Source organism: Hyphomicrobium sp., assembly GCF_047600905.1.
Classification (GTDB): Bacteria; Pseudomonadota; Alphaproteobacteria; order Rhizobiales; family Hyphomicrobiaceae; genus Hyphomicrobium_B.
The window spans coordinates 291,341-316,573 of sequence record NZ_JASGKD010000001.1; the positions used below are offsets into that span (position 1 = coordinate 291,341).

Genomic DNA, 25,233 nt, shown 5'->3' on the forward strand with positions numbered 1-25,233 from the left:
AAGCCGGGTCTGCGCAATTCCCAGCAAAGGCCCGGTGGGGGGCCGGCCTGCCAGCATCGTCTTGGTGCGGCGTGCCGAAAACAACCCTGGAAATGGAACACGGAGACCACGATGATCACGACCCGACTGATTGCTGCAGCCGTTGCTGCCACGTTCGTCATTGGCGCAGGCGCAGCAGTTGCTGCGGATAAGCCGCGTTCGCCGGAATCGATCGAGTGCTCGAAGCAGGCTGACGCGAAGGGCTTGCATGGCAAAGAGCGCAAGAAATTCCGCGAGCACTGCAAGCACGACATGAAGAAGACAGAAAAGAAGTAAGAAGCGACAGCGTTCGCGTCTCGGTGAGAAACCCCGTCGCTTGCGACGGGGTTTTTCTTTGGGTGGGGCCGAAGGCTAAACTTGTCCGCGAAAGCTTGGAGTGACGCAGATGGTTAAGCTTGCCCTGGTGACGGGTGCCAATCGCGGCATAGGTTTTGCCATTGCAAACGGGCTCGCGGCGAAGGGGATGCGCGTGCTCGCGGGCGTGAGATCGGAAGAGACGGCTGCGCAGGTGCGAGCCGATTTCAAGAAGGCCGGCGTCGACGCGGTTCCGGTTATTTTAGACGTTGCGAATGCAGCGGCCATTCCGGCGAGGCTCGCGGATATCGAACGCGATTACGGAGCAATCGACGTGCTCGTGAACAACGCAGCCATTCTCATCGATGCCCCGGGCGGCTTCGCGGCGAGCTTGTTCGATATGACCGACGATGTGTTTAGGCGGACGTGGGAGACGAATGTGCTTGGTCCAGCGGCGACGATCCGCGCGCTTGTTCCGGGAATGAAAGCAAGGGGTTTCGGTCGCGTGGTCAACATGTCGTCGCGGGCGGGGCAACTCAGCGGCATGGGCGCGGGCTTTCCGGCCTATCGGGTCTCGAAGGCGGCGCTGAATGCGTTGACCAGGATCGCGGCGGCGGAAGCGGCGACACCGAACGGGGACGTGAAGATCAACGCGTGCTCGCCGGGTTGGGTCAGAACCCGCATGGGCGGGGCGGAGGCATCGCGTTCGCCAGAAAAAGGGGCGGAGACGGCGATCTGGCTCGCGGCGCTCGGCCACGACGGACCGAGCGGAGGATTTTTTGAAGATAAAAAGCCGCTGCCGTGGTGACGGCGAGCGGCTTAATTCAGGTAACGATCAAAAACGTCAGAGCGTGTTGCCGGAGCGGCCACCAGCGACGACCGGCATATTCGGCTGCTGGATCTCCATCACGAAGCGGATCGGGCGAGCCGCTGAATCGTTGAGGTCACGCGCCGTCACGAGGACGAGATGATTGGGCGCGTTCGAGGTGTCGATCTGGGTGATCTGCGGCGTGAAGTCGGAAACCGTCGAGACCTCCAGCGTGCGGCGAACGCCACCGAAGCTCAAAGCGATCTGGTCGCCGACGGCGATCGTCTTGTTGACCGGACCGGAACCGTCACGCATCGCCGACAGCCAGAAATCTTCCGAACCCGAGATCGGCGACGTCGCCGACGCATAGTTGCGAGCCAGTGGAACAACCCTGTTGTTCAGCGCGGTCTGGAAGCTCGAACGAAGAACCGATTCGCTGCTTGCAAAAAATAACGCCCCGGCGGCGACGGCGATTGCAATGCCAGCTGTCAAACCCAGCCAAAAGGGTCGCGCTACTTCCTGCTTCGTCATGCTTCCGTCTCCAGCATTCCTATCAGGCCGATCGCCAGTCGCGATTCCATCACACCAGCGCCATCAGACGTACAAACGACATTACGGCAATTCAATAGCGCGCCGCAGCACATCAGCCAATTGCCCTATTTCTCAGGTGGGAAACGGCGAGGCGGGGTCGCGTAGGCACGCTTCAGATGGCGCACCATGGCCAAATTCAGCGCGGCGAGCAAGGAAAATGCAACCCCAAGTAGGCTCCAGGCTGCAGTTACGCTCGTGCGGCGAAACACGGCGTCGGCAGGGGAAGCGGCCGTTGCGATCTGGACGATGGGCAATGGACCGGGCTCGGCGACCGCCGCGGTGAAGGACGGCTGCGGAGTGGCGGCGACGACGCCCGAAAATGCGGCCGGGATGATCCCTGCTTTGGCATGGTTGCAAATCAGGGTGGAGCTGACGAGCGTAAAGACGATGCCCGCAATCGCTGCGTCGAGAAGCGGCCGCCATACGAGGCCCCGGCGCCGGGATTTGGAGCGGCGGCCGGTCCGTGCAGGATTCCCTGTTTGAACGCTTACCCTCATCGTCTCATTCCCTCCCGCTTGGCATCAACTTGGTAACGACAGCACGTTAAGGCAAAGTTGAACTCGCATCTGGGCGGAGGTGGGATCGGATTGTGGCGCGTGCAGCTCAATTCCGGTTTTTGATTGAAATGTCGGGCAGTGCGTGGCTCGCCGGCATCATGGTCTGTTCCGAGCGGCGATAAGAGATCTGCAAAACCTCAGCTTGCCGCACGGAAACATTGCAATTACGGTCCGCGCCGCTTATTTCGCCGGTGCGAAACAAGCTAATCTCATTTCTGATCACAGGTCGCTCAATCATGGGCTTCATCGCCGACAGTCTGAACAGAATCCAACCCTCCGCGACCATCGCCGTCTCGACGAAAGCGCGTCAGCTCAAGGCTCAGGGCCGGGACATCGTCTCGCTCTCGGCGGGCGAGCCGGATTTCGATACGCCTCAAAACATCAAGGACGCCGCAAAGCGCGCGCTCGATGAGGGCAAGACGAAATATACGGACGTCGACGGTATTCCCGAGCTCAAGGCGGCGATCGTCGCGAAATTCAAGCGCGATAACGGTCTCGACTACAAGCCGAGCCAGGTTTCGGTCGGCACGGGCGGCAAGCAGGTGCTTTATAATGCGCTGCTGGCGACGCTCAATCCGGGCGACGAGGTTGTCATTCCGGCGCCGTGCTGGGTCTCCTATGCTGACATCGTCCTGCTCGGCGGCGGCAAGCCGGTGTTCGCCGAAACGAAGCTTGAAGACGGCTACAAGCTGAAGGCCGAGGCGCTCGAAAAGGCGATCACGCCGAAGACGAAGTGGTTCATCTTCAACTCGCCGTCGAACCCGACCGGCACGGCTTACTCCGCCGCCGATCTCAAGGTTCTGACGGATGTGCTGCTCAAGCATCCTCATGTCTGGATACTGACCGACGATATGTACGAGCATCTGCTCTATGACGGGCTGGCGTTCGCAACGCCGGCGCAGGTCGAGCCGAAGCTCTATGACCGGACGCTGACGATGAACGGCCTTTCGAAAGCTTACTGCATGACCGGCTGGCGCTTGGGTTATGCGGCGGGGCCGGAGGTGCTGATCAACGCCATGCGCAAGCTGCAGTCGCAATCGACCTCCAACCCGTCGTCGATCGTGCAGTGGGCGGGTGTCGAAGCGCTCAACGGTCCGCAGGATTTCATCGCGGCAAACAACAAGATTTTCGTCGAGCGGCGCGATCTCGTGGTCAGCATGCTGAACCAGGCCAAGGGCATTCAATGTCCGAAGCCGCAGGGCGCATTCTATGTCTATCCGAGCATCAAGGCGACGATCGGCAAGACCAGCAAGGGCGGCACCGTGATCAAGGACGATGAAGCATTCGTCACGGCGCTGCTTGAAGAAGAGGGCGTGGCGGTCGTGCATGGCGCGGCGTTCGAAGGTTCGCCATCGTTCCGCGTCTCTTATGCCGCTTCGACCGAGTCGCTGAAGGATGCCTGCACCCGTATCCAGCGGTTCTGCGGAAACCTGTCCTGAAAAGCAAAAAGCGCGCGATCATAGTCGCGCGCTCGAAAGCTTGCTCAGCTAATTGCTAAATTGGCGGTCTCAGGCTGGGGTCGCGCCGTGATGCATAAAGCGGCCGGCAAACCAGTCCCACGCATGTGCGAGATGGCTGGTGATCGGCTTGCCATCGACTGCGGGTACAACTGGACGCCAGATCGCAATCGCAGTCGCGGGCTGCGCCTTGAATTCAAATACCGTCGGCTCGGCGCCAAAGGTCTCGGGGAGCTGTTCCTCGGCGGCCATGACGTACCCGGCAGCGTTTGCCGCGGACATCAATGTTTCGATACTCATAACCCTTGCCTCACGTTTCTGAGCCATTTTCCCTCTGGCCCATTCCGTATTTCTCGCCAGTACCCCTAGAACGCGCGAAACACCGGAAGAGTTCACAATGCGACGAATATAAAGTTATTCAAGTTATTTTTCGCTTGCGAACCCCGTTCGACATGCTTGCGCCTCAAAGTAGGTTTGGCGGCGCAAAATAAAACTTTCTCCGGCAGCGGATATTCCGCATTGCAACAGATCAAATTCACGAAACTGTGCGCGGAAGCTCGTTGTGCCGTTCGTCCTTTGGAGCGAGCATCTTGTTGCCGCTCCTTTCCGAGGTGCGGGGTGCGGCCGCGTGAGGTGGCGCGCCTCGCAATCGGAGGCAATCATGACAAGTTCAGATGGCCCAAAAGGCGGAAACGGCACTCAAAGCGGCAGAGGCGGGGTCCGGGGCGCGCGGTGCGTTGCGCTCATCGGACCCTTCGCAAGCGGTAAGACGACACTTCTCGAAGCCATTCTCGCCCGCACCGGATCGATCACGCGAGCGGGCTCCATCGCCGGTAAATCAACCATAGGGGACAGCAGTCCGGAAGCCCGCGATCACGTGATGAGCGTCAGTCTCAACGTGGCGGAAGCATCCTTTCTCGGAGAACAATATACCTTCATCGATTGCCCAGGCTCGGTCGAGTTCGCATTCGAAGGCGCACTCGCGTTGCCAGCTTGCGATATGGCGATCGTGGTCTGTGAACCGGATCCCAAGCGCGTCTCGGCGCTGCAGGTCATCCTGAAACAGCTTGATGATGCGGGCGTTCCGCACCTCCTGTTCCTGAACAAGATCGATGCTTCGACGATTCCCGTGCACGACGTCATTCCGAGCCTGCAGCCCGCAAGCGCAAAACCGCTGGTGCTGCGCCAGCTTCCGATCTGGGAGAATGGGATCGCGACCGGTTTCGTCGATCTGGCATCAGAGCGCGCCTACGTCTATCGCGAGCACGCTTCAAGCAAGGTCATCGAGCTGCCGTCGGCGATCGCCGCGCGTGAGAAGGAAGCGCGCTTTCAGATGCTCGAGAAGCTCGCCGATTATGACGATGAGCTGATGGAGCAATTGCTCGTCGATATTCCGCCGCCCAACGACCGCGTGTTCGACGATCTGACCAAGGAGCTGCGCGACGGTCTCATCTGTCCGGTTCTGATCGGCTCGGCCGAGCACGGCCATGGTATTCTGCGGCTTCTGAAGGCGCTCCGGCATGAATGCCCGACGGTCGAGGACACGGCGAAGCGGCTGAAGATCGATGGCGCGAAGTCGGCCGCCTATGTGTTCAAGAGTGTGCACACGAAGGCGGGTGGCAAGCTGTCGTTGGCGCGCGTGTTCGCGGGCGAGATCGCAGATGGTACCACGGTGACAAGTGCCGATGGGCACGAAGAGCGTGTGGCTGGCATCTTCACGATACGCGGCGAAGAAGCAGTGAAACGCGGAGCCGCGAAAGCGGGTGATACGGTCGCGTTCGGGCGTCTCGATTCCATCCGTTCGGGCGAGACGATCTCGGTGGGAAAGGCTCCAGCCATGCAAGCCGCGGTGCCTAAGGCGCCGCAACCGGCGCTCGCCATCGGGCTTGGCCTCAAAGACCGGAAGGACGAGGTGAAACTTTCGTCGGCGGTGACGAAGCTTACCGACGAGGACCCGTCGCTGACGCTCGAACACAATGCTGAGATGCATCAGATCCTGCTGCACGGCCAGGGCGAGATGCACCTGCGCGTCGCGCTCGAACGGCTGATGCGCAAATACGGCATCGATGTTGCGCGCGAGAAGCGGCGGATCGGCTACAAGGAGACGATCCGAACGGCGACGGAAGTCAGGGCGCGGCACAAGAAGCAGTCGGGCGGTCACGGTCAGTTCGGCGATGTGAAACTCGACATCAAGCCGTTGCCGAGGTCGGGCGGCATCACATTCAACGAAACGATCACGGGCGGTGTTATTCCGAAGAACTTCATACCTTCGGTCGAAATCGGCGTCCGCGATTATCTCATCGAAGGACCGCTCGGGTTTCCGGTGGTCGACGTCGCCGTGACGCTGACCGATGGCTCCTATCATACCGTCGATTCATCCGACATGGCGTTCCGGCAGGCGGGACGGCTGGCGATGTCGGAGGGCATGCCGAAGTGCAACCCGGTGCTGCTCGAGCCAATCATGGCGGTGACGATCGCGGTGCCGTCGGAATCCAACGCTCGCATCAACGGCATCATTTCGCAGCGGCGGGGGCACATCCTGGGCTTCGACGCGCGACCCGGCTGGCCGGGATGGGATTTGATCCAAGCGCAAATTCCAGAAGCCGAGATGGACAACCTGATCATCGATCTCAGATCGGCGACGGCGGGCGTCGGATCGTTCACGTTCGGGTTCGATCATCTTTCGGAGGTGTCGGGGCGGCTCAGGGATCAGGTGCTAGCGGCCAGCAGGGCGGCGGCCGAATAGCCTTCTTCGCGTCCTCGGTATCGAGATTGGAGCAAGGGCGGCGCAAATGCCGCCCTTTTTCGTGGCCGTCCTGCTAACGTGCGCGCGAATTCCAATGCGGAGCGATGATGGCCGTTGGCTGTTCACGCACAAGGACGGCACGCCGTATTAGGCGCTCCTTCCCGCATCAGCGCGATGCGGCGGTCTTTGCCGGGGATTTGGGGCCCTTGAAGTAGCCGCTCATGGCTTCGAGGAAAAGCGGTGACAGGCCTTCGCCGCCCTTGTCGAGATAAGCTTTCAGTTCATTGCGCATCCGTGGCTCCCAGAAATTGTGGATGTGCATCGAAATACCGTCGAGAGCTTCCTGCTTCGGATAAGATTCGAAATAGGCGGCGATCTGATTGGCCATGCGGACGAGATCGGAGCTTTGCATCGTTGGACCGATTTTGACTTTCTGTTGAGTTCAGCGATTGAAGACGACCGGGCCGCCGGGGCCGAGCGCGGCGAGAAAGAGATTGGCATTGGTCGCGAGATCGAGCGCGAGTGCGGTCGGCGCCGAGACCGTCACGAGTGCGCCGATGCCGGCGGTGACGGATTTCTGCACGAGTTCGAAACTGCAACGGCTGGTCATCAGCACGAAGCCTTCGGAGCGGTCGATGGCCTTGGCGTACAGCGCGCCGATCAGCTTATCGAGGGCGTTGTGGCGGCCGACATCCTCGCGAACGAGGAGAATTTCACCGTCTTTCGATACCCAAGCCGCGCCGTGAACCGACCTGTTGAACTGGTTCATCGGCTGATGATCGGACAGACCCTTGGCGGCACGACGGATGGCGTCGGCAGATGGCGCCCAGGAACGCACGAGCGGCTTCAGCGGCCGGACGGCCGATTCGATATCTTCGACACCGCACAGACCGCAGCCGGTGCGGGCTTCGATTGTCCGGCGCGAAAGCCGTGATGAATCGACGGCCTCGTCGGGGACGGCGACATCGATCGCGACGCCGCCATCGACCGGCATCACAAGGATGCCCTGGATCTTGGTGGGATCGGGCACGATACCTTCGCCGACGAGAAAGCCGACGGCGAAGTCACGAAGATCCGCCGGAGTCGACATCATCACGGTGTAGGGCACGGAGTTTAGCTGCAGCGCGACGGGCGTTTCCTCGGGAAGCTGCCAGGTGATCGTCTGAGTGCCGGCAGGCGTCGTCAATTCACCCGTGGCGGGGCGCGAGCAAAGCTCTGCTCCGCCTTTGGGTTCCGAGACCGATTTCGGCACGACGTTCATGGCGATCAGACCTTGGCCCGAACAGCCGGCAGATTACTCAGCCGGCTCGAGCTTCTTCTCCTTGGAGATGCGCTTGTTCTCGATTTCGCGCTCCTGCCATTCCTCCTGCCACTCGGACGGGTGGTTGGAGACGTGGACCTGCACGGCCGTCACCTTGTATTCGGGGCAGTTGGTCGCCCAGTCGGAGTTCTCCGTGGTGATGACGTTGGCGCCGGTCACCGGATGGTGGAAGGTGGTGTAGACGACGCCTTGCGGCATGCGGTCGGACACCTTCGCGGTCAGCGTGGTGGCGCCGACGCGGCTTGCAAGAGACACTTTCATGCCGGTCTTGATGCCGCGGACTTCGGCGTCGTGCGGATGAAGCTCGAGGATATCCTCGGGGTGCCAAGCGACGTTGTCGGTGCGGCGGGTCTGGGCACCGACGTTGTAGTGCGCAAGGATACGCCCCGTCGTCAGGATCAGCGGGAAGTTGCGGTTGGTGCGTTCGGCTGTCGGCACGAAGCCCGTCAGCATAAAGCGGCCCTTGCCCCGGGTGAATTCGTCCGTGTGCATGACCGGTGTGCCGGTCGGGTGCTCTTCGTTGCACGGCCACTGGATCGAGCCGAGCTCATCGATACGGTCGAACGACACGCCCTCGAAGGTCGGTGTAACGCGCGCGATCTCGTCCATGATCTCGGCGGCCGAATTGTAGCGCATCGGATGGCCCATCGCGGTGGAGATACGGGAGATGACTTCCCACTCCGGCATGCCCTGCTTCTCGCGCATCACCTTGCGGACGCGGTTGATGCGGCGCTCGGCGTTGGTGAAGGTGCCGTCCTTTTCGAGGAAGGAGGTTCCCGGCAGGAAGACGTGGGCGAAGGCCGCCGTCTCGTTCAGGAACAGGTCCTGCACGACGACGATATCCATCGCTTCGAGCGCGTGCTCGACGTGGTGGGTGTTGGGATCGGACTGGGCGATGTCTTCGCCCTGGATGAAGATGCCGCGGAACGAACCGTCGGATGCTGCATCGAACATGTTCGGGATGCGGAGACCTGGATCCGGATCGAGCTTGGTGCCCCACTCCTTTTCGAAGAGCGTGCGAACGTCGGCGTTCGAAACGTGACGATAGCCCGGCAGCTCGTGCGGGAATGAGCCCATGTCGCAAGAGCCCTGCACGTTGTTCTGGCCGCGCAGTGGGTTCACACCGACGCCTTCGCGGCCGATGTTGCCCGTCGCCATCGCGATGTTGGCCATCGCCATGACCATGGTCGAGCCCTGGCTGTGTTCGGTGACGCCGAGACCGTAATAGATCGCAGCATTGCCGCGGGTGGCGTAGAGGCGAGCCGCCTCACGAACCATTTGGGCCGGAACGCCGGTGATCGGCTCCATCGCTTCGGGAGAATTTTCAGGACGCCTGATGAACTCTTCCCAGCGGTAGAAATCGGCGGGCTCGCAGCGGCGTTTCACGAACTTGGTATCGATCAGGTTCTCGGTCGCGATGACATGGCCGATGGCGTTCATGATCGCGACGTTGGTCGAGGGCTGAAGCTGAAGGTGATAGGCAGCCTCGACGTGTGGCGAGCGGACGATGTCGGTGCGGCGCGGGTCAATGACGATCAGCTTTGCGCCTTCGCGGATGCGCTTCTTCATGCGCGAGCCGAAAACGGGGTGACCGTCAGTCGGGTTCGCGCCGACGACCATGATGACGTCTGTCTGGTCGACGCTCTTGAAGTCCTGAGTGCCGGCAGATTCACCGAACGTCTGCTTCAGGCCGTAGCCGGTCGGCGAGTGGCAGACGCGGGCGCATGTGTCGATGTTGTTGGTGCCGAAGGCGCCGCGGACCATGCGCTGCACCGCATAAACTTCCTCGTTGGTGGTGCGCGAGGAGGTGATGCCGCCAATCGAGTCCTTGCCGTATTTCTCCTGAGTTTCTTTCAGGCGCTTGGCGGCATAGTTGATCGCTTCGTCCCACGACACGACCTGCCACGGATCGGTGATCTTCTCACGGATCATCGGCGTCAGCACGCGATCCTTGTGCGTCGCATAGCCGAACGCGAACCGGCCTTTGACGCAGGAGTGTCCCTCGTTGGCTCCGCCGTCCTTATAGGGCATCATGCGGACGACTTCTTCGCCACGCATTTCCGCCTTGAACGAGCAGCCGACACCGCAATAGGCGCAGGTGGTGACGAGCGAGTGTTCAGGCTGCCCGTGATCGAGCACGGATTTTTCGATGAGGGTCGCTGTTGGGCAGGCCTGAACGCAGGCGCCGCAGGAAACGCATTCGGACGCGAGGAATTCCTCATCCATGCCCGCCGCGACGTGCGAGGCAAAGCCGCGGCCGTCGATCGTCAGTGCAAACGTGCCCTGGACTTCCTCGCAGGCGCGGACGCAGCGCGAGCAGACGATGCACTTTGACGGATCGAACTGGAAGTAGGGATTCGACTTGTCCTTCGCCTTGAAGCGATCGTTGATCTCACCATCGGTGCTCTTGGCGAAAACGTGGTTCTCGCCATCGTAACCGTAGCGAACTTCGCGGAGACCGACAGCGCCGGCCATGTCCTGCAATTCGCAGTCGCCGTTGGCGCCGCAGGTGAGACAGTCGAGGGGATGGTCGGAGATATAGAGTTCCATGACGCCACGGCGGAGTTTCGCCAAGCGGGCGTTCTGGGTCGTGACCTTGATGCCGGGTGCGACCGGAGTGGTGCAGGACGCGGGCGTTCCTTTGCGGCCTTCGATTTCGCAAAGACAGAGCCGGCACGAGCCCCAGGGATCGAGACTGTCGGTGGCGCAGAGCTTCGGGATCTGGACGCCGAGCTGCATGGCCGCATTCATGATCGAGGTACCTTCGGGCACCGTCACTTCGCGGCCGTCGATCTCGAGCGTCACCATCTTGGTGGCTTCGTGGATTTCGGGCGTCGGCGTGCCGAAATCCGTCTCCTTGATGAGCGTCATCGGCTTAACATGGTGGTTCATCGAGCGTCCTCTTTGAGGTCAGCTGATCCTGGAAATTTCATTCTGCGGCATCTGCAAGAAACTTGTTCGGTGACGGCTTGTGGAAGTCCTCGGGAAACCCACGGAGCGCGCTCATGACGGGGAATGGCGTCAGTCCACCCATCGCGCACAGCGATCCGTCGGCCATGGTTACGCATAAATCCTCAAGCAGCACTAAATTCATGTCGCGTTCGACGTCTGCGATGATGCGGTCGATCACTTCGACACCGCGCGTCGAGCCGATCCGGCACGGCGTACACTTGCCGCAACTCTCGATGGCGCAGAATTCCATCGCGAAGCGGGCCTGTTTAGCCATATCGACAGTGTCATCGAAAACGACAAGGCCGCCGTGGCCGACCATGGCGTCAACCTTGGCGAATTCTTCGTAATCCATCGGCACGTCGAACTTCGATTCCGGGATGTAGGCGCCGAGCGGGCCGCCGACCTGCACCGCGCGGACGGGACGGCCCGTTGCCGTGCCGCCGCCCCAGTCCTCGATCAGCTGGCGCGTGGTGACGCCGAAAGCCTTCTCGACGAGACCGCCCTGCTTGATGTTGCCGCCAAGCTGGAAGGCTAGCGTTCCGCGCGAGCGACCGACGCCGTAATCACGGTAGAATTCGCCGCCCTTCGACAGAATGATCGGCACGGCGGCGAAGCTCATCACGTTGTTGATGATGCTCGGCTTGCCGAACAGACCTTGGATGGCGGGGATCGGCGGCTTGTAGCGGACGATGCCGCGCTTGCCTTCGATGCTTTCGAGCATCGAGGTTTCCTCGCCGCAGATGTAGGCGCCGGCGCCCATGCGGACGAAGAGATCGAAGGAGAATTTCGTCCCCTGGATATTGTCGCCGAGCCAGTTTGCCTTTTTCGCGATTTCAATCGCTTCACGCAGAACGTGGACCGAATGCGGATATTCGGAGCGGACGTAGATGTAGCCTTTCTGGGCACCGCCGGCGACGGCCGCGATGGTCATTCCTTCGATCAGGCAGAAGGGATCGCCTTCCATTAGCATGCGGTCGGCGAAGGTGCCGCTGTCGCCTTCGTCGGCGTTGCAGCAGACGTATTTCTCGCCGGGCGGCAGGTCGTGAACCGTCTTCCATTTGATGCCGGTCGGGAAGCCGGCGCCGCCGCGACCGCGAAGGCCCGAGGTCGTCACTTCGGTGACGATATCGATCGGCTTGATGTTCAGCGCTCTGGTGAGACCGACAAAGCCGCCGTGGGCGCGATAATCTTCGATGGAGAGCGGATCGGTGATGCCGCAGCGCGCGAACGTCAGCCGTTCCTGGCTCTTGAAATAGGGAATGTCTTCGGTACGGCCATGCGCGAGCGGATGGCCCTTGCCTTCGAGGAATCCGGCATCGAAAAGGCTTTTCACGTCGGTCGGCTTGACAGGACCGTAGGCGACACGGCCGCCCGGCAGTTCGACTTCGACGAGCGGCTCAAGATAAAGCATGCCACGCGAGCCGTTGCGGACGATCTGAATGTCGAGCTTGCGCGACTTCGCTTCGCTGCCGATCGCGGCGGCAACTTCGTCGGCGCCAACGGACAGCGCCGCGGCATCTCTGGGAACGAAGACCCTGATCATTCCGCGGCTTCCTTCTCGAGGCTGCCCATGATCTCGTCGAAGCGTTTCGAATCGACCATCCCGTAAAGTTTCTCACCAACCATGATCGCGGGCGAGAGCGCGCAGTTGCCGAGGCAGAAGACCTGCTCGATGGTAATGAGGCCGTCTTTCGTCGTGCCGCCGAGCGGCGTGCCGAGGGATTGTTCGGCGTGCTTGCAGAGTTTGTCGGTGCCCATCGACTGGCACGCCTCGGCGCGGCAGATCTTGACGACGTGCTTGCCCACCGGGTGGCGCTTGAATTCGTGATAGAACGTCAGCACGCCATAGACTTCGGCGCGCGAGCGATTGAGCGCTCTGGCAATGACCGGAAGAGTTTCGTCCGGCACATAGCCAAGCTGATGCTGCAACTCGTGGAAGATCTCGAGAAGCTCATCGGGCTTGTTGCCGTGACGGGCGCATACCGCCAGCGCGTCGACCTCAAAAGGGGTCAAGGCCGGGGAAAGCATCGCCGATGAGCCGTTTGGTTTATTTCCGGCTTTCTTCGCCATATCTGGCGTTTCCTCATTGTTTGTGGCGGTTAGTCGTGCCGCAGTGCGCACTTTGCCGCATGATTTTTACTGGGTCATTCCGACCTTTCGTTCAAATCGATATAGTCGATCCTTCGATAGACGGCATCAATAATGCGGCGCGAAAACTAAGCCGTTTGGCATAGTTTATTCCCATCAGGACAGTTAATTGCCTGGGAAGGTTCAGGAAATGCTTTTGGTTGAGAGGACCTTGGCAGCCTCGCGGAAGACCCGGACCAGGGGAGCAACCGGATCACGATCCTGTGTCACCATCCCGACGCTGTGAGCGACCTCCGGCTCGACGAGGGGAATGGCCCGAATCTCGGGGTCGTCGCCGAGGAGGTTCAGAAGGTAATGGGGCATGACGCTCGCCAGTCCCATCAGGCGGACGTTTGAATAGAGATTGATCACTGAATTGGTTTCGAGGGCCGGTTCGGGATGGCTGCCGGCGACCTCGAAGGCGCGGTCGATGATGCGCCTGTTCTGCATGTTTGGCGTCAAAAGTCCGAGCGGCAATTCCGCGGCTTCGCGCCAGGTGATCTTCTCGCGCCCGGCGAGCGCGTGGCTGCCGGGAATAAATAGGCAATAACGCTCAGTGTAGAGCGGTGTCGCGACAAGGCCGTTGATCGGTTCATTGTCGAGATATGTGATGCCGGCATCGATCGAATATTCGCCGAGACCACGCAGGATCTCTTCCGAACTCATCGACGTGATCGTGAAGTTGATCTGCGGATGGAGCTGCTGAACATCGCGCGTCAGATAGGGCAGGATCGGCAAGGCGGAGGGGATGGCGCCGAGGGCCAGTCGCCCGGTCAGGCCGAAATCGCTGATCGCGAGCTGCGCCAGTTCCTGGTGCATCGACGCCCAGTTGTTGAGAATGAGCTGCGCCCATTTGAGGATGCGCTCGCCTTCCTGCGTCAGCCCCTGATAGCGCTGGCCGCGTTCGACGATCGGAACGCCGAGTTCAAGCTCGAGCTGACGGATGCGGCCCGAGAGCGTCGGCTGGGTGACGTTGCAAGCCTGTGCGGCGCGCGTAAAATGTTTTTCGCGCGCCAGCGCAACGAGATATTGAAGCTGCCGGATATCCATTCTCAACTCTCTCGCCCGAGAGAGAGCCGGTTATCCGCGTTCCGGTCGACAAAAGCAATTGCGGACGGACGTGCCCGGCCGCCGCGGCGGGAAAGGCGTCAGCCGCCCATTCCCGACGCGTCGAAGACATGTCCGGACAGAGCGCGGCCGCGGCGCGAGGCAAGATGCAGCGCGAGCGAGGCGATATCGGGCTCGTTGGAGAGGTAGGCGCCGGCGGTGCCGTCAAAATAGGAACGGGGTCCGACGCCGTTGATGCGAATTCCCTTCGAGGCCCACTCGCGGGCTTCCTGGGCGATCATGGAGGCAAGCGCCGTCCGGGCAAAACCCGCGACCGCGGCCGAGCGGGCGTCGCGCGGCTCGGGCATGTTCAGGACATTCAGAATCAGGCCTTCGCTCAGGACCACGCACATGCGGTTGGCGATAACGCGCGTGAGCTGAGCGAGCGGCGCCAGTTTCTCCTGGATGAGCACATCGAGGTCGCGGTCATCACGGATGGCATCGATTTCGTCGGCGGAGATCGATGCCATATTGATGGCGGCATCGACGCCGCCGAAAGCCTGCGCGGACGTCTGTGCAAAGCGGGCGGCGGAATTGGCGCTCGAAATGTCGAGAGTATGCAAACGAATCTCGCTGGCGCTCTGCGATAGAAACGCGAACAGCTCGACGAGTTCGGGAGATAGTTCGGTCGTATGGACAACGAGGCGGACGCCGAGGTCAGCGAAAGCGCGGGCTACGTCGATACCGGAAGTGCCTGTTAAACCTGTGATTAGGATTCGCGCCTGCGAAAGCTCTTTGGAGACATCATTTTCGACGCTGGTACCAACTCGATCCATGTACATGGCGCTCTTCCCCTCCTGACAACACGCTGAACCGGCGAACGCGAGAGGCGTCGTCGGTCGGATGATAGCACGCCGATTCGCCTAACGAGACCTAAACAGCCAGCCGATTCGGGTTTGCGGGCGACGGGTCAAGGGCGCTTTTGCGGCTATGCACCGGCCCGTCGATTATTATGCTGTGACCCTGACGCCCCGGAGGCGGTTCGATCTGCGCTCGAAGCGGCGGCCCCGGTGCAAAAGCTGGTGATAGTCGGCGCATGGCACGTTGCTTCTCGTTTCATGCGTCTGCGAAAGTTGATGCCAACGAATCGACTAGCTGCTTGGATCAGATGACAAAACAGGACAACGCAAAGCCGCAGGCCAGTGTCGCTCCGCCCGATGCTGCTCCTCCGACACCGGCTCTTGGGCCTGCTCCAACAAGCGGTCCTGCCGTTCCGCTCGCGGTTCAGGAACAAGAGGCCCATCGCGAGCCCAAATCTCGCGATGGACTGATCGTCTTTTCGATAGCGATCGTCTCCGCCGCCATTTCGGTCATGTGTTTCTCGCAGCTCGGCCTATCGCTGCCGATTTCGGCGGTTGCCGGGGTGGTCACGCTGGCGCTGCTGATGCTTGTTCATACACAGATGCAGAAGTCGGCTCAGATCGCACAGCTCAAGAGCGAGCTTGCGCATACCCGGCAGGCCGCCAAACCGAGAGTGGGCGTGCCGCGCGTTGCTCCGGCGGCGCCTTTGCCTGCAAGCTCGACGGAAGAGCGGATCCGCGAACTCAGCCGCGATATCGGCAATCTCGTTCCCCGTCCGGAGACGGCCGCTGTTCCGTCTTCCGAGCCGCCCGCTGCTGCGGCACCCGTAGTGCCGGAACGCGTCGCGCGCAGGCCGCTGCGGGCTTTGCGGCCCAATCCCGAAGACGGCGCGGGACCTGCCGCCGAAACGAATGCGGCGCCCGCCGTTGCGCCGGTCTTGGCCGAGGTGCCGGTTTCGCCCACCAGCGAGCCGGTGCGGGAACAATGGTCGTTCCGGCCGCGGACCGACTCGCAAGCCTCCATGCCGGAGACTACGGCAGCGCCGAGCGGTATGAACGTCGGGCCGCAGGCTCCGAACGCTCCAGTCGCAACGACTGTCGAAGGCGATCTGGAACTCGTGCAGCGGAAGATCAAAGAACTGGCGGACGAGGTGAACGCGGCTGAGGCGCTGCGTCCGAAGCCGCAGCTCGTCAATCCTCGCGCGAAGGGGCCGTCAAACGCGCTGGAAGATTCGATCGGTGCGCTTCGTGCGGCGGCAAAGAACATGCGGTCGCGGCCCTCGCTCGGCGATTTCGTTCCAAAGCTTGAAGCGCGTGCCTTCGCTCCCCCCTCGGTTCCGGCTGCGGAGCCCGAGGCGCCGGCGGCGACAGGTCTTCAGGATCTCGTCATTCCGGCGACGGCGGAAAGAATCGCGGGACCCGATCTGTCCAGTCCGGCGCCGATAAGCAGCGAACGGGACGTGGCGCCGCCAAGTCTCGAACTGCCGCTCCCCAGCTTCGCGGAGCCTTCAATTCCGCCTCAATCTCCCAGGGCAGCGGCGATCGCTCGTGCCGTCGAGGGCGAGGCGATGGAGGTTTTGCTCGGGCCCGTCGTCACGCTCGCGGAACATTCCGTCAGCCATTACGACATGACGGCGAATCTGCGTTCGGCAACCGGCGAACCGCTCGGCGCCAACGATGACGAATTCGCGCTGATCGACGGCGAAGTCGGGACGCAATTCGATATCGCGCGGCTCAATCGCGCTGCGGCGCTCGCGGCACGGATGAACGTACGCGATCGGGAAGGCACGCTATTTGCCGAATTTCTCGGATCATCACTATCGAACAGAGCCTTCCTCGAAGCGTTCGCGCGTGTTTACGAGGCGCGGCAACGCATCTCGTCGCAACTCGTGCTGACGTTTTCACAGCGCGCCGTCGATGCGTTTTCGCCGTCGGCTTGGCAGGCGGTCCACGATATGCACGCCTACGGCTTCCGTCTGGCAATGGATCATGTCCGTCATATGGGGACCGACTTCGCAGCGTTGCAGCGGGCCGGCTTCCGTTTCGTGCGGGTCGAGGCTGGAGCGTTGCTCGAAGGTCTGCAAACGGCGGAGCGGTTCGTTGCGGCCGACGAGATTTTGCAACGTGCGACGCTTGCCGGACTTTCGATCGTTGCGGGCGGCATTCAAGACGCCGCGACACAGAAACGGCTCCTCGACTCGGGCGTTCTGCTCGGTCAGGGCCCGCTGTTCGGCGCGCCGAGGCAGGTCAACGTCGACGGCGGCGGTCACGCCTCTGCGGATCACCCGGCTGCTGCCTGAGCGGCTGCCTTGGCATCGCACTGTGACGACGGCGCCGGATGACAGTCCGGCGCTCGTTCGTTTATAGGGCCGCACTATGGGGCCGCATGAAGCGGTGTCCGTCGAAGGCCCGCTTATGACTGCTATTCCCGTTCTTTCGTCGATCGCGCCGCTGGCAGAGACCTCCGATCTTTGGTTCGTGGATATCTGGGGCGTGATGCACAATGGCGTTCATGCTTTCGCGTCATCGGTTGCGGCGTGCGAAGCCTTCCGCCGGCAAGGGGGCACGGCGCTCCTCGTCACGAACTCGCCGCGGCCGCGCGGAAGCGTCGCGAGGCAACTCGACAGCATCGGCGTGTCACGGGACGCGTATGACGGCATCGTCAGTTCGGGCGATGTTTCCAGAAGTCTCATCGAAGCCTGGGCAGGACATCCCATTCTGCACATCGGACCGGCGCGCGATCTTTCGACATTCGCGGGTCTAAGGGCGCAGCCCGGCGCAACAGCTGGGACTGCGGATGTCGCTGTCTGCACCAATCTCTACGACGACGAAGAAGAGACGCCCGACGATTACGCGGAAATGCTCGCCATGCTCAAGGCGCGCGACGTGCCGATGATATGCGCCAATCCTGACCTCAAAGTCGAACGCGGCGGACGCATCGTTTATTGCGCGGGAGCGATTGCGGCGGCATATGCGGAACTCGGCGGTCCGGTGAGCTATGCGGGCAAGCCCTATCTTCCGATCTACGATCTGGCGCTCAAGACCGGTTCGGAATTGCGCGGGCAGACGATCGACAAAGAACGCGTGTTAGCGATCGGCGATGGTGTTGCGACCGACATCGCGGGGGCGAGCGGTTTTGGTGTGCGTTCGGTCTACATCGCCAGCGGCGTCTATGTGCGATCCGGCGAGGCCATCGGTCATGCGGCGGGGCGACTGTTTGCGGGTGACGGTGCCCCCAAGCCCGTCGGGGTGATGAAAGATTTCGTTTGGTGATTTGTTTGGTCGTCGCGCGCGGCCACCATACGAATTGTCGTCTTCAGCTTCATGCCGAGGATGATATTGCGGTTTTGAGCGATTACGTGATCGTCAGAACGATCTTGCCGATGTGCGCGCTGCTTTCCATGCGGACGTGAGCGTCGCCGGCGCGGGCGAGCGGGTATGTGCTGTCGAGCGGAATTTTGATCTTTCCTGAGACAATCAACGGCACCACACGGTCGGCGATCGCGCGCGCGATCTCACCCTTCACTTCAGGCGTTCGGATGCGCAGGGTCGAGCCGGTCAATGTCAGGCGCTTCAGCATCACGCGCATGAAGTCGATGGTCGCGGTCGAGCCTTTCTGGAAGGCGATGTTGACGAGGTGGCCGTCGTCGGCGAGCGAACGGATGTTTTTCTCGATGTAATCTCCGCCGACCATGTCGAGGATGACGTTCACGCCTTTGCCCGCCGTTTCGTTTTTGATCACCTGAGCGAAGTCTTGCGTGTGGTAGTTGATGGCGACATCGGCGCCGAGTGCACGCGCCGCTTCGCATTTTTCATCCGAGCCGACTGTCGTGAAGACGATGGCGTCGAAGGCTTTGGCAAGCTGGATCGCGGTGACGCCGATGCCGCCGGTGCCGCCATGAACCAAAAATCTTTGGCCGGCCCGCAAATGCCCGCGATCAATGACGTTGTGCCAGACGGTGAAGAAGGTCTCGGGGATCGCGGCGGCTTCGACGAATGAAAGCGAGTCCGGCTTCTTGATGCAGGTCAGCTGCGAGACGGCGACATATTCCGCATAACCGCCGCCGGGGACGAGAGCCATCACAGCATCGCCGACGGCGAAATGTTTCGCTCCTTGGCCCAAGGCTGCGATGGTGCCGGAGACTTCGAGACCGGGAAGATCGGAATGGCCTTTGGGGGCCGGATAATTTCCCTGCCGCTGAAGCACGTCCGGCCGATTGACGCCGGCGGCGGCAACCTTGATCAGGACTTCGCCGGCCGCAGGCTCAGGCACCGGCACGTCCGTCAAGGTCAAAACTTCGGGTCCGCCGGCGCCGTTGATGGCTACGGCTTTCATAGTCGTGGGGAGGCTCATCGGCTCGCTTTCCTGGGATCGTCGATCGGCGAAAGGAATGCACGGCGGCGGCGATCGGGGCAAGCCGGTACGCGGCCGGCGGAGGCGTCATCGATCTCGACCTTTGGCGCTTCTTGCCCTTAGACTGGCGGAAAACAAGAACCGGAGGATCCGCCATGGATCTCGATGATCTTCTGCCGCCGAAAAAGCCGAGTGGCACGGCCATCGGCGAGAGCCTCGAAACGCTGTCGGTGGCGGAACTCGAAAGACGCATCAAGGAACTCGAATCCGAAATCGTTCGGGTGCGAGGCGAACTCGATCGCAAAAAGCGCCACGAGGAAGCTGCGCGGGCGCTATTCAAATAGTAAAGCAGATGCTTCGGATGAATTTGAAATGCGCTGCGTGGTGTTCGATTTCGAGATAGGGCGATTTTTGCGGGCGCATTCGAATCCTAATTTCGCGATCTGCGCGTCGCCTTTCCACTTAACTGAACTTTAAGCATATTGGCGCAAATTCGGCATCAATCCAGGCCATCTGGATTTGAAGCGGCCCCTCTGCCGTTTCGTTTGACGCCTCTCTGATGACTTTCGAGCCGCTCCTTTAGAGCGGCTCTTTTTTTGCACTGTCCACAGAAGCGATCGGCAGTGCCCCGTTTTGGGCGATGTTGTTAACTATGGTGCTCTAGTGTTGGTTCATGGTAGCAGTTGCGAACGGGTAAGCGTTTGTATCGTTGAGGGTCATGAGTAACGTATATCGCGTGGATGGTGCGCCGGTTGGTGGCGCCACGACGGTCTCGTTCGGAGAGCGGTTTCAGTCCTCCGAGCAGTTCGACCACATCTTCAAGGAAGGCATGTCGCTCGTTGAGCGCACAGCGAGCTACCTTGATGGCCCGGGCCGCAAGGAAGCGAAGGGACTCGCCGGTGGGGTCGGCGTTCTCTATGCAACGGAAAGCATGCGGCTGACGACTCGGCTGCTCGATCTTGCATCGTGGCTTTTGATCCGCCGCGCGTTGCGCGAGGGTGAGATCACCGAGGAAGAAGCCCGGAAGAAGCGTCGCCGCGTCAAGCTGCAGGCTTTCGGCCGGCCTTCGCACGTCAAAGGATATTCCGAGCTGCCGTCGGGTCTGCAGAACCTGATCGAGGAAAGCTTTCAGCTACATGATCGCATTTCGCAGATCGACCGCATTCTGACGTCGCCGTCGGCGGCAGAAGCGCCGGAAGCAGCAGTCAATCCTGTCGCGCATCAGGTCGGGCTGCTGCAACGTGCGTTCGCGGCAAAGGTCAGCTGAAGACGATCGTAACAAGCAAATCAAAAAGGCCCGTTCGAAAGAGCGGGCCTTTTGATTTTTGCCGGTGATGTTCCTGAGATCCGCGCCGGATCAGAACATGCCTTCGAACTTCTTCTTGAAGCGCGACAAGCGGCCGCCACGGTCCATCAACTTCGCGTCGCCGCCTGTCCAAGCAGGATGCGTATTCGGATCGATGTCGAGGGTGAGCGTGTCGCCCTCCTTGCCATAGGTCGAATAGGTCGTGAACTGGGTTCCGTCCGTCATAACCACCTTGATCTGGTGGTAATCGGGGTGAAGGTCAGCGTCTTTCTTCATGGTCTTAAGGTCCGTCTAGAAATACGATTTTCGCGGCGAAGCCCAGAAGAGCTCCGGCCCCGGTGTTGGCGAAAGGGGACTGAATTGGCCGGTTGTTTAGCCGAGTTGTCCGGTCTGCACAAGGCGCGCGGCGTCGCAAACCTGAGCAATTCGTAATTTTACTCGGACCGCCCGGCGGCCCATTGCCTCTTGAGCCGGCGGCGTCGGTCGGGCATGGTCCGGCGGCCTTCGGAGAAGAAACCATCTTTTCTCCCCGCGACTTGGATCATTAAAGCCTATGAGCAGCGACCTCGAAGACGAGCGCCTGAAAGCGGCGCAACCCACGGGCGAATCCAACCCGGCGGGCCGTCGGGTGTCACTCAAGCCGCTGCTCACGCTGAAGCCGCTCATTTTCGCTCACAAGGGCGCTTTGTGGGGTGCGGTGATTGCGCTCGTCGTATCGGCGGTCGCTATGCTCGCGGTGCCGCTCGCCGTCCGCCGGATGATCGACAAGGGCTTTGGCGGTAACGATTCAGCGCTGATCAATAATTACTTCCTGACGCTTATCGGGATCGGGCTGATCATCGCAATTGCGAGTCCGGCACGGTACTATTTCGTCAATTGGATCGGCGAGCGCGTCGTCGCCGACCTCAGGGCCAAAGTTTTCGCGCAACTCGCCAAGCTCGGGCCCGCCTATTTCGACGTCAATCACTCCGGCGAGATCATGAGCCGGCTGACCGCGGATACGACGCAGATCAAGGCGGTCGCCGGGTCGTCGCTCAGTCAGGCCGCACGCAACATGATCATGCTGGTCGGCGCGCTGATCATGATGTTCATCACCAGCCCGCAGCTATCGGCACTGGTGTTTCTGGCGATACCCGTCATCGTGCTGCCGCTTGTCGGCTTCGGTCGCCTTGTCCGGCGCCTGTCGCGTGAGGCGCAGGACACGCTCGGCGACGCGTCGGCTTATGCCGCCGAAAATCTCGGCGCCTACCGGACGATGCAAGCCTACGTCAGCGAGAAGGCGGTGTCGGATCGTTACGCGCGCGCGGTCGAGCGGACATTCGCGGCTGCGCGGCGACGGATGCGGGCACGCGCGGCGCTGACCGGCATTGCCATCTTTCTCACGGTCGCGAGTGTGACGGCGGTGCTCTGGTACGGCGCTTCTGCCGTGATCACGGGCGATCTGACCGGCGGCCGGCTCGGACAATTCGTGCTTTACGCGCTGTTCGCGGCGGGTGCGCTCGCCGAAGTTTCCGAAGTCTGGGGAGAGATCAGCCAAGCGGCGGGTGCTGCAGAGCGCCTTTCGGAGATGATGGCGACCGTGCCGGAGATCCGCTCACCGGAACATCCGACGCCGTTGCCGCAACCTGCGATCGGCAGCGTCGCTTTCGAAAACGTGTCTTTTGCCTATGCGACGCGCAAGGCTGACAAGGCGCTCGACGACGTTTCCTTCCGCGCCGAGCCCGGCGAGACGCTGGCGCTCGTCGGCGCGTCGGGAGCCGGCAAAAGCACGATCTTCAATCTTCTCTTGCGGTTCTATGATCCCGACAGCGGCGTCGTGCGCGTCGATGGCGTTAACGTCAAGGACGCGGATCTGTCGGCACTGCGTAATCGCATCGCGCTCGTTCCCCAAGACGTAGCTTTGTTCGCCGATACGGTGGCGGAAAACATTCGCTATGGAACGCCGGGCGCGACACTCTCAGAAGTTCGGCGTGCGGCGACGGCGGCACAGGCTGACGAGTTCATCCGTCGACTGCCGGATGGCTACAATACGCGGCTTGGCGAGCGGGGCACGTCCCTTTCGGGTGGCCAGCGCCAGCGGATCGCAATCGCGCGCGCCATATTGAAGAATGCGCCGATCCTCCTGCTCGACGAGGCCACGAGCGCCCTCGATGCGGAAAGCGAAGGCGCGGTTCAGCGGGCACTTGAGGGTCTGATGAAGGACCGGACAACCATTGTCATCGCCCACCGCCTGGCGACGGTTCAGAAGGCCGACCGCATTCTTGTCATGGAACACGGGCGCATCGTCGAAGCGGGCACACACAACGAACTCGTCCGGCGAGGCGGCATTTATGCCCATTTGGCCGAACTGCAGTTTGGCCGCGAGGCTGCGGAGTAGGCCGAGAGGGGTAGGTTGCAGTTAACTGGTTGTTAACATTTGTATACAGATCATTAGCGCCATGAAAGCGCTCACGGCCATAGTCATTGCGTTTGCAGTGTTTGCGTATGATCTCTCGTTCAACAATGCAGAGATCGTGCGCTGGATCGGCTCTTTCCTCGGCATGGCTTGATGTGAATGTGCGCCGGGTTTCGCGCCGTGCGGAGCCACGACGGACTACCGGTTGGTGAGCTTCAGCTCGATGCGCCGGTTTTTCTGATACGCCTCTTCGGTGTTGCCGGTATCGACCGGCTGGAATTCCGCATAACCCGCAGCGACGAGACGATCCGCCGGTACACCGCGCGAGATGAGGTATTTCACAACCGATGAGGCGCGTGCGGTCGACAGTTCCCAGTTCGACGGGAAGTCGGCTTTCGCAATCGGACGCGCGTCGGTGTGGCCGTTGATCTGCAGCGCCCAGTCGATGTCAGGTGGAATTTCTTTCTGAAGCTCGACGATCGCTTCGGCGATCTGGTCCATCGCGGCCATGCCTTCCGGTGTCAACGTCGCCGAGCCGGATGCGAACAGCACTTCCGATTCAAACACGAAACGATCGCCGACGACGCGAATGTCCTTTCGATCCTTCAGCAGTTCGCGAAGACGGCCGAAGAAGTCGGAGCGATATCGCTTCAGTTCCTGCACCTGTTGGGCGAGCGCGGTGTTGAGGCGGGCGCCGAGATCCTTGATGGTCTTGTCGCTTTCAGCGCCTTTTTTCTCGGAAGCTTCGAGCGCGTCGTTGAGCGCAGCGATCTGGCGGCGAAGGGCGACAAGCTGCTGGTTCAGGAGGTCGACCTTCGAAAGTGCTTCGGTCGAAATGCTCTTCTGCTTGTCGAGTTCGGCCGTGAGGCCCGCGATCTGGCCTTCGGCGGTCTTGGCGCGCTCGTCGGCGCCAAGTCCAGCTCCCGTCAGCTTCTCGTTGTCGGCTTTGAGGGAATTGAGCGTCGCCTGGAGCGCGGCCAATTCATCCTCGGCCGACTGCGATTTGCCCTTTTCGAGCGAGAGCATCGAGGTGAGCTCGCTGATCTGCTGCGTCAGGCGCTGGAGCGCGGAGTCCTTGCCGGTCACTTCCTGGGCGGAGAAATACTGCGCGATCATGAAGATGGACATCAGCAGCGTGACGACGAGGAGCAGCGTCGAAAGCACGTCGACATAGGCGGGCCAGAACTCGCCGTATTCGCCGCCGCGGCGGGAACGTCCGCGCGCCATCGGTTAGCCCCCGCGCTTCATCGCGTCGGCGAGACTGCGCAGCATGCTGGCGACCTCGGCCTGTTGCTGGGCCTGCTCGTCGACCCATTCGCGCACGACTTTCTGCTCGGTCCGCATCTGTGTGACGAGTTGGTTGACGCCGCGCGCCAGATCTCGGACCTCATCCTGGCCCTGCGGAGGGGCGGGCTTCGCGGTCGCGACGGGTTGCTCCACGATACGGTTGGTGAAGTCTTCAAGCGAGCGCTGCATGTCGACGACGGCCGACAGCAGTTGGCGGTTGACGTAGTCGCTCGACGACACGCCGCTCGCGGGTGTCAGTTCGGTGATGCCCGAGAGCCATTCTTCAAGCTCGTTATAGAAGCGATTGTGGGCATGGCTCGCCTGGAGTTCGAGGAAGCCCAGTATGAGAGAGCCAGAAAGGCCAAGCAGCGAAGATGAAAACGCCGTGCCCATGCCTCGGAGTGGCGCGGCAAGGCTGGCTTTCAAATCGCTGAAAAGTTGGACGTTGTCGGTCGCCTTGCTGTCGAGTGTGTCGATGGCGTGACCGACGGACTGAATGGTTTCGAGCAGGCCCCAGAAGGTTCCGAGCAATCCCAGGAAGACCAGGAGGCCGACGAGATAGCGGCCGGTGTCGCGGGCTTCATCGAGGCGCGAGCCAATCGAATCCATGAACGAGCGCATGGCCGCCGTCGTTAGCGAAAGGGTGCCGGTCCGGTCTCGGAGCATGGTCGCCATCGGGGCGAGCAGCACGGGGCGGGCGCTGATCGTCAGGCCGGGGTCGGAAATGCGGAAGGCGTTGATCCAGCGAATTTCCGGGTAAAGGCGGAAGACCTGGCGATAGGCGTAGATGATGCCGAGAAACAACGTGCCGAGGATCAGGCCGTTCAATCCCGGATTGTTGAGAAAGGAATGCTGAAGCTGATCAAAAAGGATGGCTACAAGGAAGCCCACCAACGTCAGAAAGATCGTCATGCGCAGCAGAAAGACACCGGGTGGTGTCAGGCGCCGTGAAACCGGCGCGAGTGCCGAGGCATCGCCCGGGCGGATCTTGGCCATTCGTCGTCTCCGGAACGTCCCCGCTGTCCCATTGCGAGACCTTAGCGCAACGCTGTGTCATCTAAAACCGGCAACATCAAGCCGGAGTTCCGACAA

23 protein-coding genes are annotated in these 25,233 nt (G+C 61.3%); 9 read left to right on the forward strand and 14 right to left on the reverse strand.

Translation table 11 applies throughout. From position 1 onward, the window contains the following. The first annotated feature begins 111 nt into the window (after positions 1–111). Together QM780_RS01550 and QM780_RS01555 are read left to right on the forward strand one after the other, a co-directional pair. Positions 112–315 (forward strand): PsiF family protein, encoded by a 204-nt coding sequence (locus QM780_RS01550; protein WP_415068723.1) that lies wholly within the window; start codon positions 112–114, stop codon positions 313–315. 109 nt (positions 316–424) lie between these two features. Then, complete coding sequence (locus tag QM780_RS01555; RefSeq protein ID WP_415068724.1) at positions 425–1,141, forward strand: SDR family NAD(P)-dependent oxidoreductase; 717 nt, start codon at positions 425–427, stop codon at positions 1,139–1,141. A gap of 36 nt (positions 1,142–1,177) precedes the next feature. On the opposite strand, the gene QM780_RS01560 is transcribed toward QM780_RS01555, so the two are convergent. Beyond that, positions 1,178–1,672 carry a hypothetical protein gene (locus tag QM780_RS01560; RefSeq protein ID WP_415068725.1) on the reverse strand — a complete coding sequence of 165 codons (495 nt, stop codon included), beginning with the start codon at positions 1,670–1,672 and terminating at the stop codon, positions 1,178–1,180. A 125-nt stretch (positions 1,673–1,797) separates the two neighbouring features. Then, the gene (locus QM780_RS01565; RefSeq protein WP_415068726.1) at positions 1,798–2,229 is read right to left on the reverse strand and encodes a hypothetical protein; all 432 of its coding nucleotides are present in this window, start codon (positions 2,227–2,229) and stop codon (positions 1,798–1,800) included. A 296-nt stretch (positions 2,230–2,525) separates the two neighbouring features. On the opposite strand from QM780_RS01565, the gene QM780_RS01570 reads away from it, so the two are divergent. Continuing rightward, the gene (locus tag QM780_RS01570; RefSeq protein WP_415068727.1) at positions 2,526–3,728 is read left to right on the forward strand and encodes a pyridoxal phosphate-dependent aminotransferase; all 1,203 of its coding nucleotides are present in this window, start codon (positions 2,526–2,528) and stop codon (positions 3,726–3,728) included. Between the two features lie 69 nt (positions 3,729–3,797). Here the strand turns inward: QM780_RS01570 and QM780_RS01575 are convergent, their stop codons facing one another. After that, a complete protein-coding gene (locus QM780_RS01575) occupies positions 3,798–4,046 on the reverse strand; it encodes a hypothetical protein (protein WP_415068728.1) in 249 nt (82 codons plus the stop codon). 361 nt (positions 4,047–4,407) lie between these two features. On the opposite strand from QM780_RS01575, the gene QM780_RS01580 reads away from it, so the two are divergent. Further along, entirely contained in the window at positions 4,408–6,492 is a 2,085-nt protein-coding gene (locus QM780_RS01580) for an elongation factor G (protein WP_415068729.1), read from the forward strand. A 166-nt stretch (positions 6,493–6,658) separates the two neighbouring features. Here the strand turns inward: QM780_RS01580 and QM780_RS01585 are convergent, their stop codons facing one another. The 7 genes from QM780_RS01585 to QM780_RS01615 all read right to left on the reverse strand — a co-directional run bounded on the left by QM780_RS01585 (position 6,659) and on the right by QM780_RS01615 (position 14,775). After that, the gene (locus QM780_RS01585) at positions 6,659–6,904 is read right to left on the reverse strand and encodes a formate dehydrogenase subunit delta (RefSeq protein WP_415068730.1); all 246 of its coding nucleotides are present in this window, start codon (positions 6,902–6,904) and stop codon (positions 6,659–6,661) included. 30 nt (positions 6,905–6,934) lie between these two features. After that, on the reverse strand, positions 6,935–7,753 hold the full coding sequence (gene fdhD, locus QM780_RS01590; protein ID WP_415068731.1) for a formate dehydrogenase accessory sulfurtransferase FdhD: 819 nt from the start codon (positions 7,751–7,753) through the stop codon (positions 6,935–6,937). 33 nt (positions 7,754–7,786) lie between these two features. Further along, entirely contained in the window at positions 7,787–10,684 is a 2,898-nt protein-coding gene (fdhF, locus tag QM780_RS01595) for a formate dehydrogenase subunit alpha (protein WP_415071957.1), read from the reverse strand. Positions 10,685–10,742: 58 nt separating this feature from the next. Then, complete coding sequence (locus tag QM780_RS01600; protein ID WP_415068732.1) at positions 10,743–12,308, reverse strand: formate dehydrogenase beta subunit; 1,566 nt, start codon at positions 12,306–12,308, stop codon at positions 10,743–10,745. Next, on the reverse strand, positions 12,305–12,835 hold the full coding sequence (locus tag QM780_RS01605; protein ID WP_415068733.1) for an NAD(P)H-dependent oxidoreductase subunit E: 531 nt from the start codon (positions 12,833–12,835) through the stop codon (positions 12,305–12,307). Before QM780_RS01605 ends, QM780_RS01600 begins: the two co-directional genes overlap by 4 nt. A 201-nt stretch (positions 12,836–13,036) precedes the next feature. Continuing rightward, positions 13,037–13,942 (reverse strand): LysR family transcriptional regulator, encoded by a 906-nt coding sequence (locus tag QM780_RS01610; protein ID WP_415068734.1) that lies wholly within the window; start codon positions 13,940–13,942, stop codon positions 13,037–13,039. Positions 13,943–14,040: 98 nt separating this feature from the next. Then, positions 14,041–14,775, reverse strand: a complete 735-nt coding sequence (locus QM780_RS01615; protein ID WP_415068735.1) for an SDR family NAD(P)-dependent oxidoreductase — start codon at positions 14,773–14,775, stop codon at positions 14,041–14,043. Positions 14,776–15,107: 332 nt separating this feature from the next. Here QM780_RS01615 and QM780_RS01620 point away from each other — a divergent pair, with 332 nt between their 5' ends. Both QM780_RS01620 and QM780_RS01625 read left to right on the forward strand, forming a co-directional pair. Then, positions 15,108–17,099 carry an EAL domain-containing protein gene (locus tag QM780_RS01620; protein ID WP_415068736.1) on the forward strand — a complete coding sequence of 664 codons (1,992 nt, stop codon included), beginning with the start codon at positions 15,108–15,110 and terminating at the stop codon, positions 17,097–17,099. A 115-nt stretch (positions 17,100–17,214) separates the two neighbouring features. Continuing rightward, positions 17,215–18,072 (forward strand): TIGR01459 family HAD-type hydrolase, encoded by an 858-nt coding sequence (locus tag QM780_RS01625; RefSeq protein ID WP_415068737.1) that lies wholly within the window; start codon positions 17,215–17,217, stop codon positions 18,070–18,072. A gap of 82 nt (positions 18,073–18,154) precedes the next feature. Here the strand turns inward: QM780_RS01625 and QM780_RS01630 are convergent, their stop codons facing one another. After that, a complete protein-coding gene (locus QM780_RS01630) occupies positions 18,155–19,153 on the reverse strand; it encodes an NAD(P)H-quinone oxidoreductase (protein WP_415068738.1) in 999 nt (332 codons plus the stop codon). Positions 19,154–19,308: 155 nt separating this feature from the next. Here QM780_RS01630 and QM780_RS01635 point away from each other — a divergent pair, with 155 nt between their 5' ends. Together QM780_RS01635 and QM780_RS01640 are read left to right on the forward strand one after the other, a co-directional pair. Next, a complete protein-coding gene (locus QM780_RS01635) occupies positions 19,309–19,497 on the forward strand; it encodes a DUF1192 domain-containing protein (RefSeq protein ID WP_415068739.1) in 189 nt (62 codons plus the stop codon). 374 nt (positions 19,498–19,871) lie between these two features. Then, positions 19,872–20,420 (forward strand): DUF1465 family protein, encoded by a 549-nt coding sequence (locus QM780_RS01640; RefSeq protein WP_415068740.1) that lies wholly within the window; start codon positions 19,872–19,874, stop codon positions 20,418–20,420. A 90-nt stretch (positions 20,421–20,510) separates the two neighbouring features. Here the strand turns inward: QM780_RS01640 and rpmE are convergent, their stop codons facing one another. Continuing rightward, on the reverse strand, positions 20,511–20,735 hold the full coding sequence (gene rpmE, locus QM780_RS01645; protein WP_415068741.1) for a 50S ribosomal protein L31: 225 nt from the start codon (positions 20,733–20,735) through the stop codon (positions 20,511–20,513). A 277-nt stretch (positions 20,736–21,012) separates the two neighbouring features. Between rpmE and QM780_RS01650 the strand changes: the two genes are divergently transcribed. Next, the gene (locus tag QM780_RS01650) at positions 21,013–22,836 is read left to right on the forward strand and encodes an ABC transporter transmembrane domain-containing protein (protein ID WP_415068742.1); all 1,824 of its coding nucleotides are present in this window, start codon (positions 21,013–21,015) and stop codon (positions 22,834–22,836) included. A gap of 216 nt (positions 22,837–23,052) precedes the next feature. Here the strand turns inward: QM780_RS01650 and QM780_RS01655 are convergent, their stop codons facing one another. After that, positions 23,053–24,081 (reverse strand): peptidoglycan -binding protein, encoded by a 1,029-nt coding sequence (locus tag QM780_RS01655; RefSeq protein ID WP_415068743.1) that lies wholly within the window; start codon positions 24,079–24,081, stop codon positions 23,053–23,055. A 3-nt stretch (positions 24,082–24,084) separates the two neighbouring features. Then, complete coding sequence (locus tag QM780_RS01660; protein WP_415068744.1) at positions 24,085–25,137, reverse strand: flagellar motor protein MotA; 1,053 nt, start codon at positions 25,135–25,137, stop codon at positions 24,085–24,087. Positions 25,138–25,233 lie beyond the last annotated feature (96 nt).

Excerpts from the sequence above, each read along its gene's own strand:
- QM780_RS01550 (WP_415068723.1), top strand. The coding sequence starts at position 112 with ATGATCACGACCCGACTGATTGCTGCAGCCGTTGCTGCCACGTTCGTC.
- QM780_RS01610 (WP_415068734.1), bottom strand. The coding sequence starts at position 13,942 with ATGGATATCCGGCAGCTTCAATATCTCGTTGCGCTGGCGCGCGAAAAA.
- fdhD (WP_415068731.1), bottom strand. The coding sequence starts at position 7,753 with ATGAACGTCGTGCCGAAATCGGTCTCGGAACCCAAAGGCGGAGCAGAG.
- QM780_RS01575 (WP_415068728.1), bottom strand. The coding sequence starts at position 4,046 with ATGAGTATCGAAACATTGATGTCCGCGGCAAACGCTGCCGGGTACGTC.
- QM780_RS01650 (WP_415068742.1), top strand. The coding sequence starts at position 21,013 with ATGAGCAGCGACCTCGAAGACGAGCGCCTGAAAGCGGCGCAACCCACG.
- QM780_RS01570 (WP_415068727.1), top strand. The coding sequence starts at position 2,526 with ATGGGCTTCATCGCCGACAGTCTGAACAGAATCCAACCCTCCGCGACC.
- QM780_RS01625 (WP_415068737.1), top strand. The coding sequence starts at position 17,215 with ATGACTGCTATTCCCGTTCTTTCGTCGATCGCGCCGCTGGCAGAGACC.
- QM780_RS01640 (WP_415068740.1), top strand. The coding sequence starts at position 19,872 with ATGAGTAACGTATATCGCGTGGATGGTGCGCCGGTTGGTGGCGCCACG.
- QM780_RS01635 (WP_415068739.1), top strand. The coding sequence starts at position 19,309 with ATGGATCTCGATGATCTTCTGCCGCCGAAAAAGCCGAGTGGCACGGCC.
- QM780_RS01560 (WP_415068725.1), bottom strand. The coding sequence starts at position 1,672 with ATGACGAAGCAGGAAGTAGCGCGACCCTTTTGGCTGGGTTTGACAGCT.
- QM780_RS01565 (WP_415068726.1), bottom strand. The coding sequence starts at position 2,229 with ATGAGGGTAAGCGTTCAAACAGGGAATCCTGCACGGACCGGCCGCCGC.
- QM780_RS01600 (WP_415068732.1), bottom strand. The coding sequence starts at position 12,308 with ATGATCAGGGTCTTCGTTCCCAGAGATGCCGCGGCGCTGTCCGTTGGC.
- QM780_RS01615 (WP_415068735.1), bottom strand. The coding sequence starts at position 14,775 with ATGGATCGAGTTGGTACCAGCGTCGAAAATGATGTCTCCAAAGAGCTT.
- fdhF (WP_415071957.1), bottom strand. The coding sequence starts at position 10,684 with ATGACGCTCATCAAGGAGACGGATTTCGGCACGCCGACGCCCGAAATC.
- rpmE (WP_415068741.1), bottom strand. The coding sequence starts at position 20,735 with ATGAAGAAAGACGCTGACCTTCACCCCGATTACCACCAGATCAAGGTG.
- QM780_RS01605 (WP_415068733.1), bottom strand. The coding sequence starts at position 12,835 with ATGGCGAAGAAAGCCGGAAATAAACCAAACGGCTCATCGGCGATGCTT.
- QM780_RS01585 (WP_415068730.1), bottom strand. The coding sequence starts at position 6,904 with ATGCAAAGCTCCGATCTCGTCCGCATGGCCAATCAGATCGCCGCCTAT.
- QM780_RS01630 (WP_415068738.1), bottom strand. The coding sequence starts at position 19,153 with ATGAGCCTCCCCACGACTATGAAAGCCGTAGCCATCAACGGCGCCGGC.
- QM780_RS01655 (WP_415068743.1), bottom strand. The coding sequence starts at position 24,081 with ATGGCGCGCGGACGTTCCCGCCGCGGCGGCGAATACGGCGAGTTCTGG.
- QM780_RS01580 (WP_415068729.1), top strand. The coding sequence starts at position 4,408 with ATGACAAGTTCAGATGGCCCAAAAGGCGGAAACGGCACTCAAAGCGGC.
- QM780_RS01620 (WP_415068736.1), top strand. The coding sequence starts at position 15,108 with ATGACAAAACAGGACAACGCAAAGCCGCAGGCCAGTGTCGCTCCGCCC.
- QM780_RS01555 (WP_415068724.1), top strand. The coding sequence starts at position 425 with ATGGTTAAGCTTGCCCTGGTGACGGGTGCCAATCGCGGCATAGGTTTT.
- QM780_RS01660 (WP_415068744.1), bottom strand. The coding sequence starts at position 25,137 with ATGGCCAAGATCCGCCCGGGCGATGCCTCGGCACTCGCGCCGGTTTCA.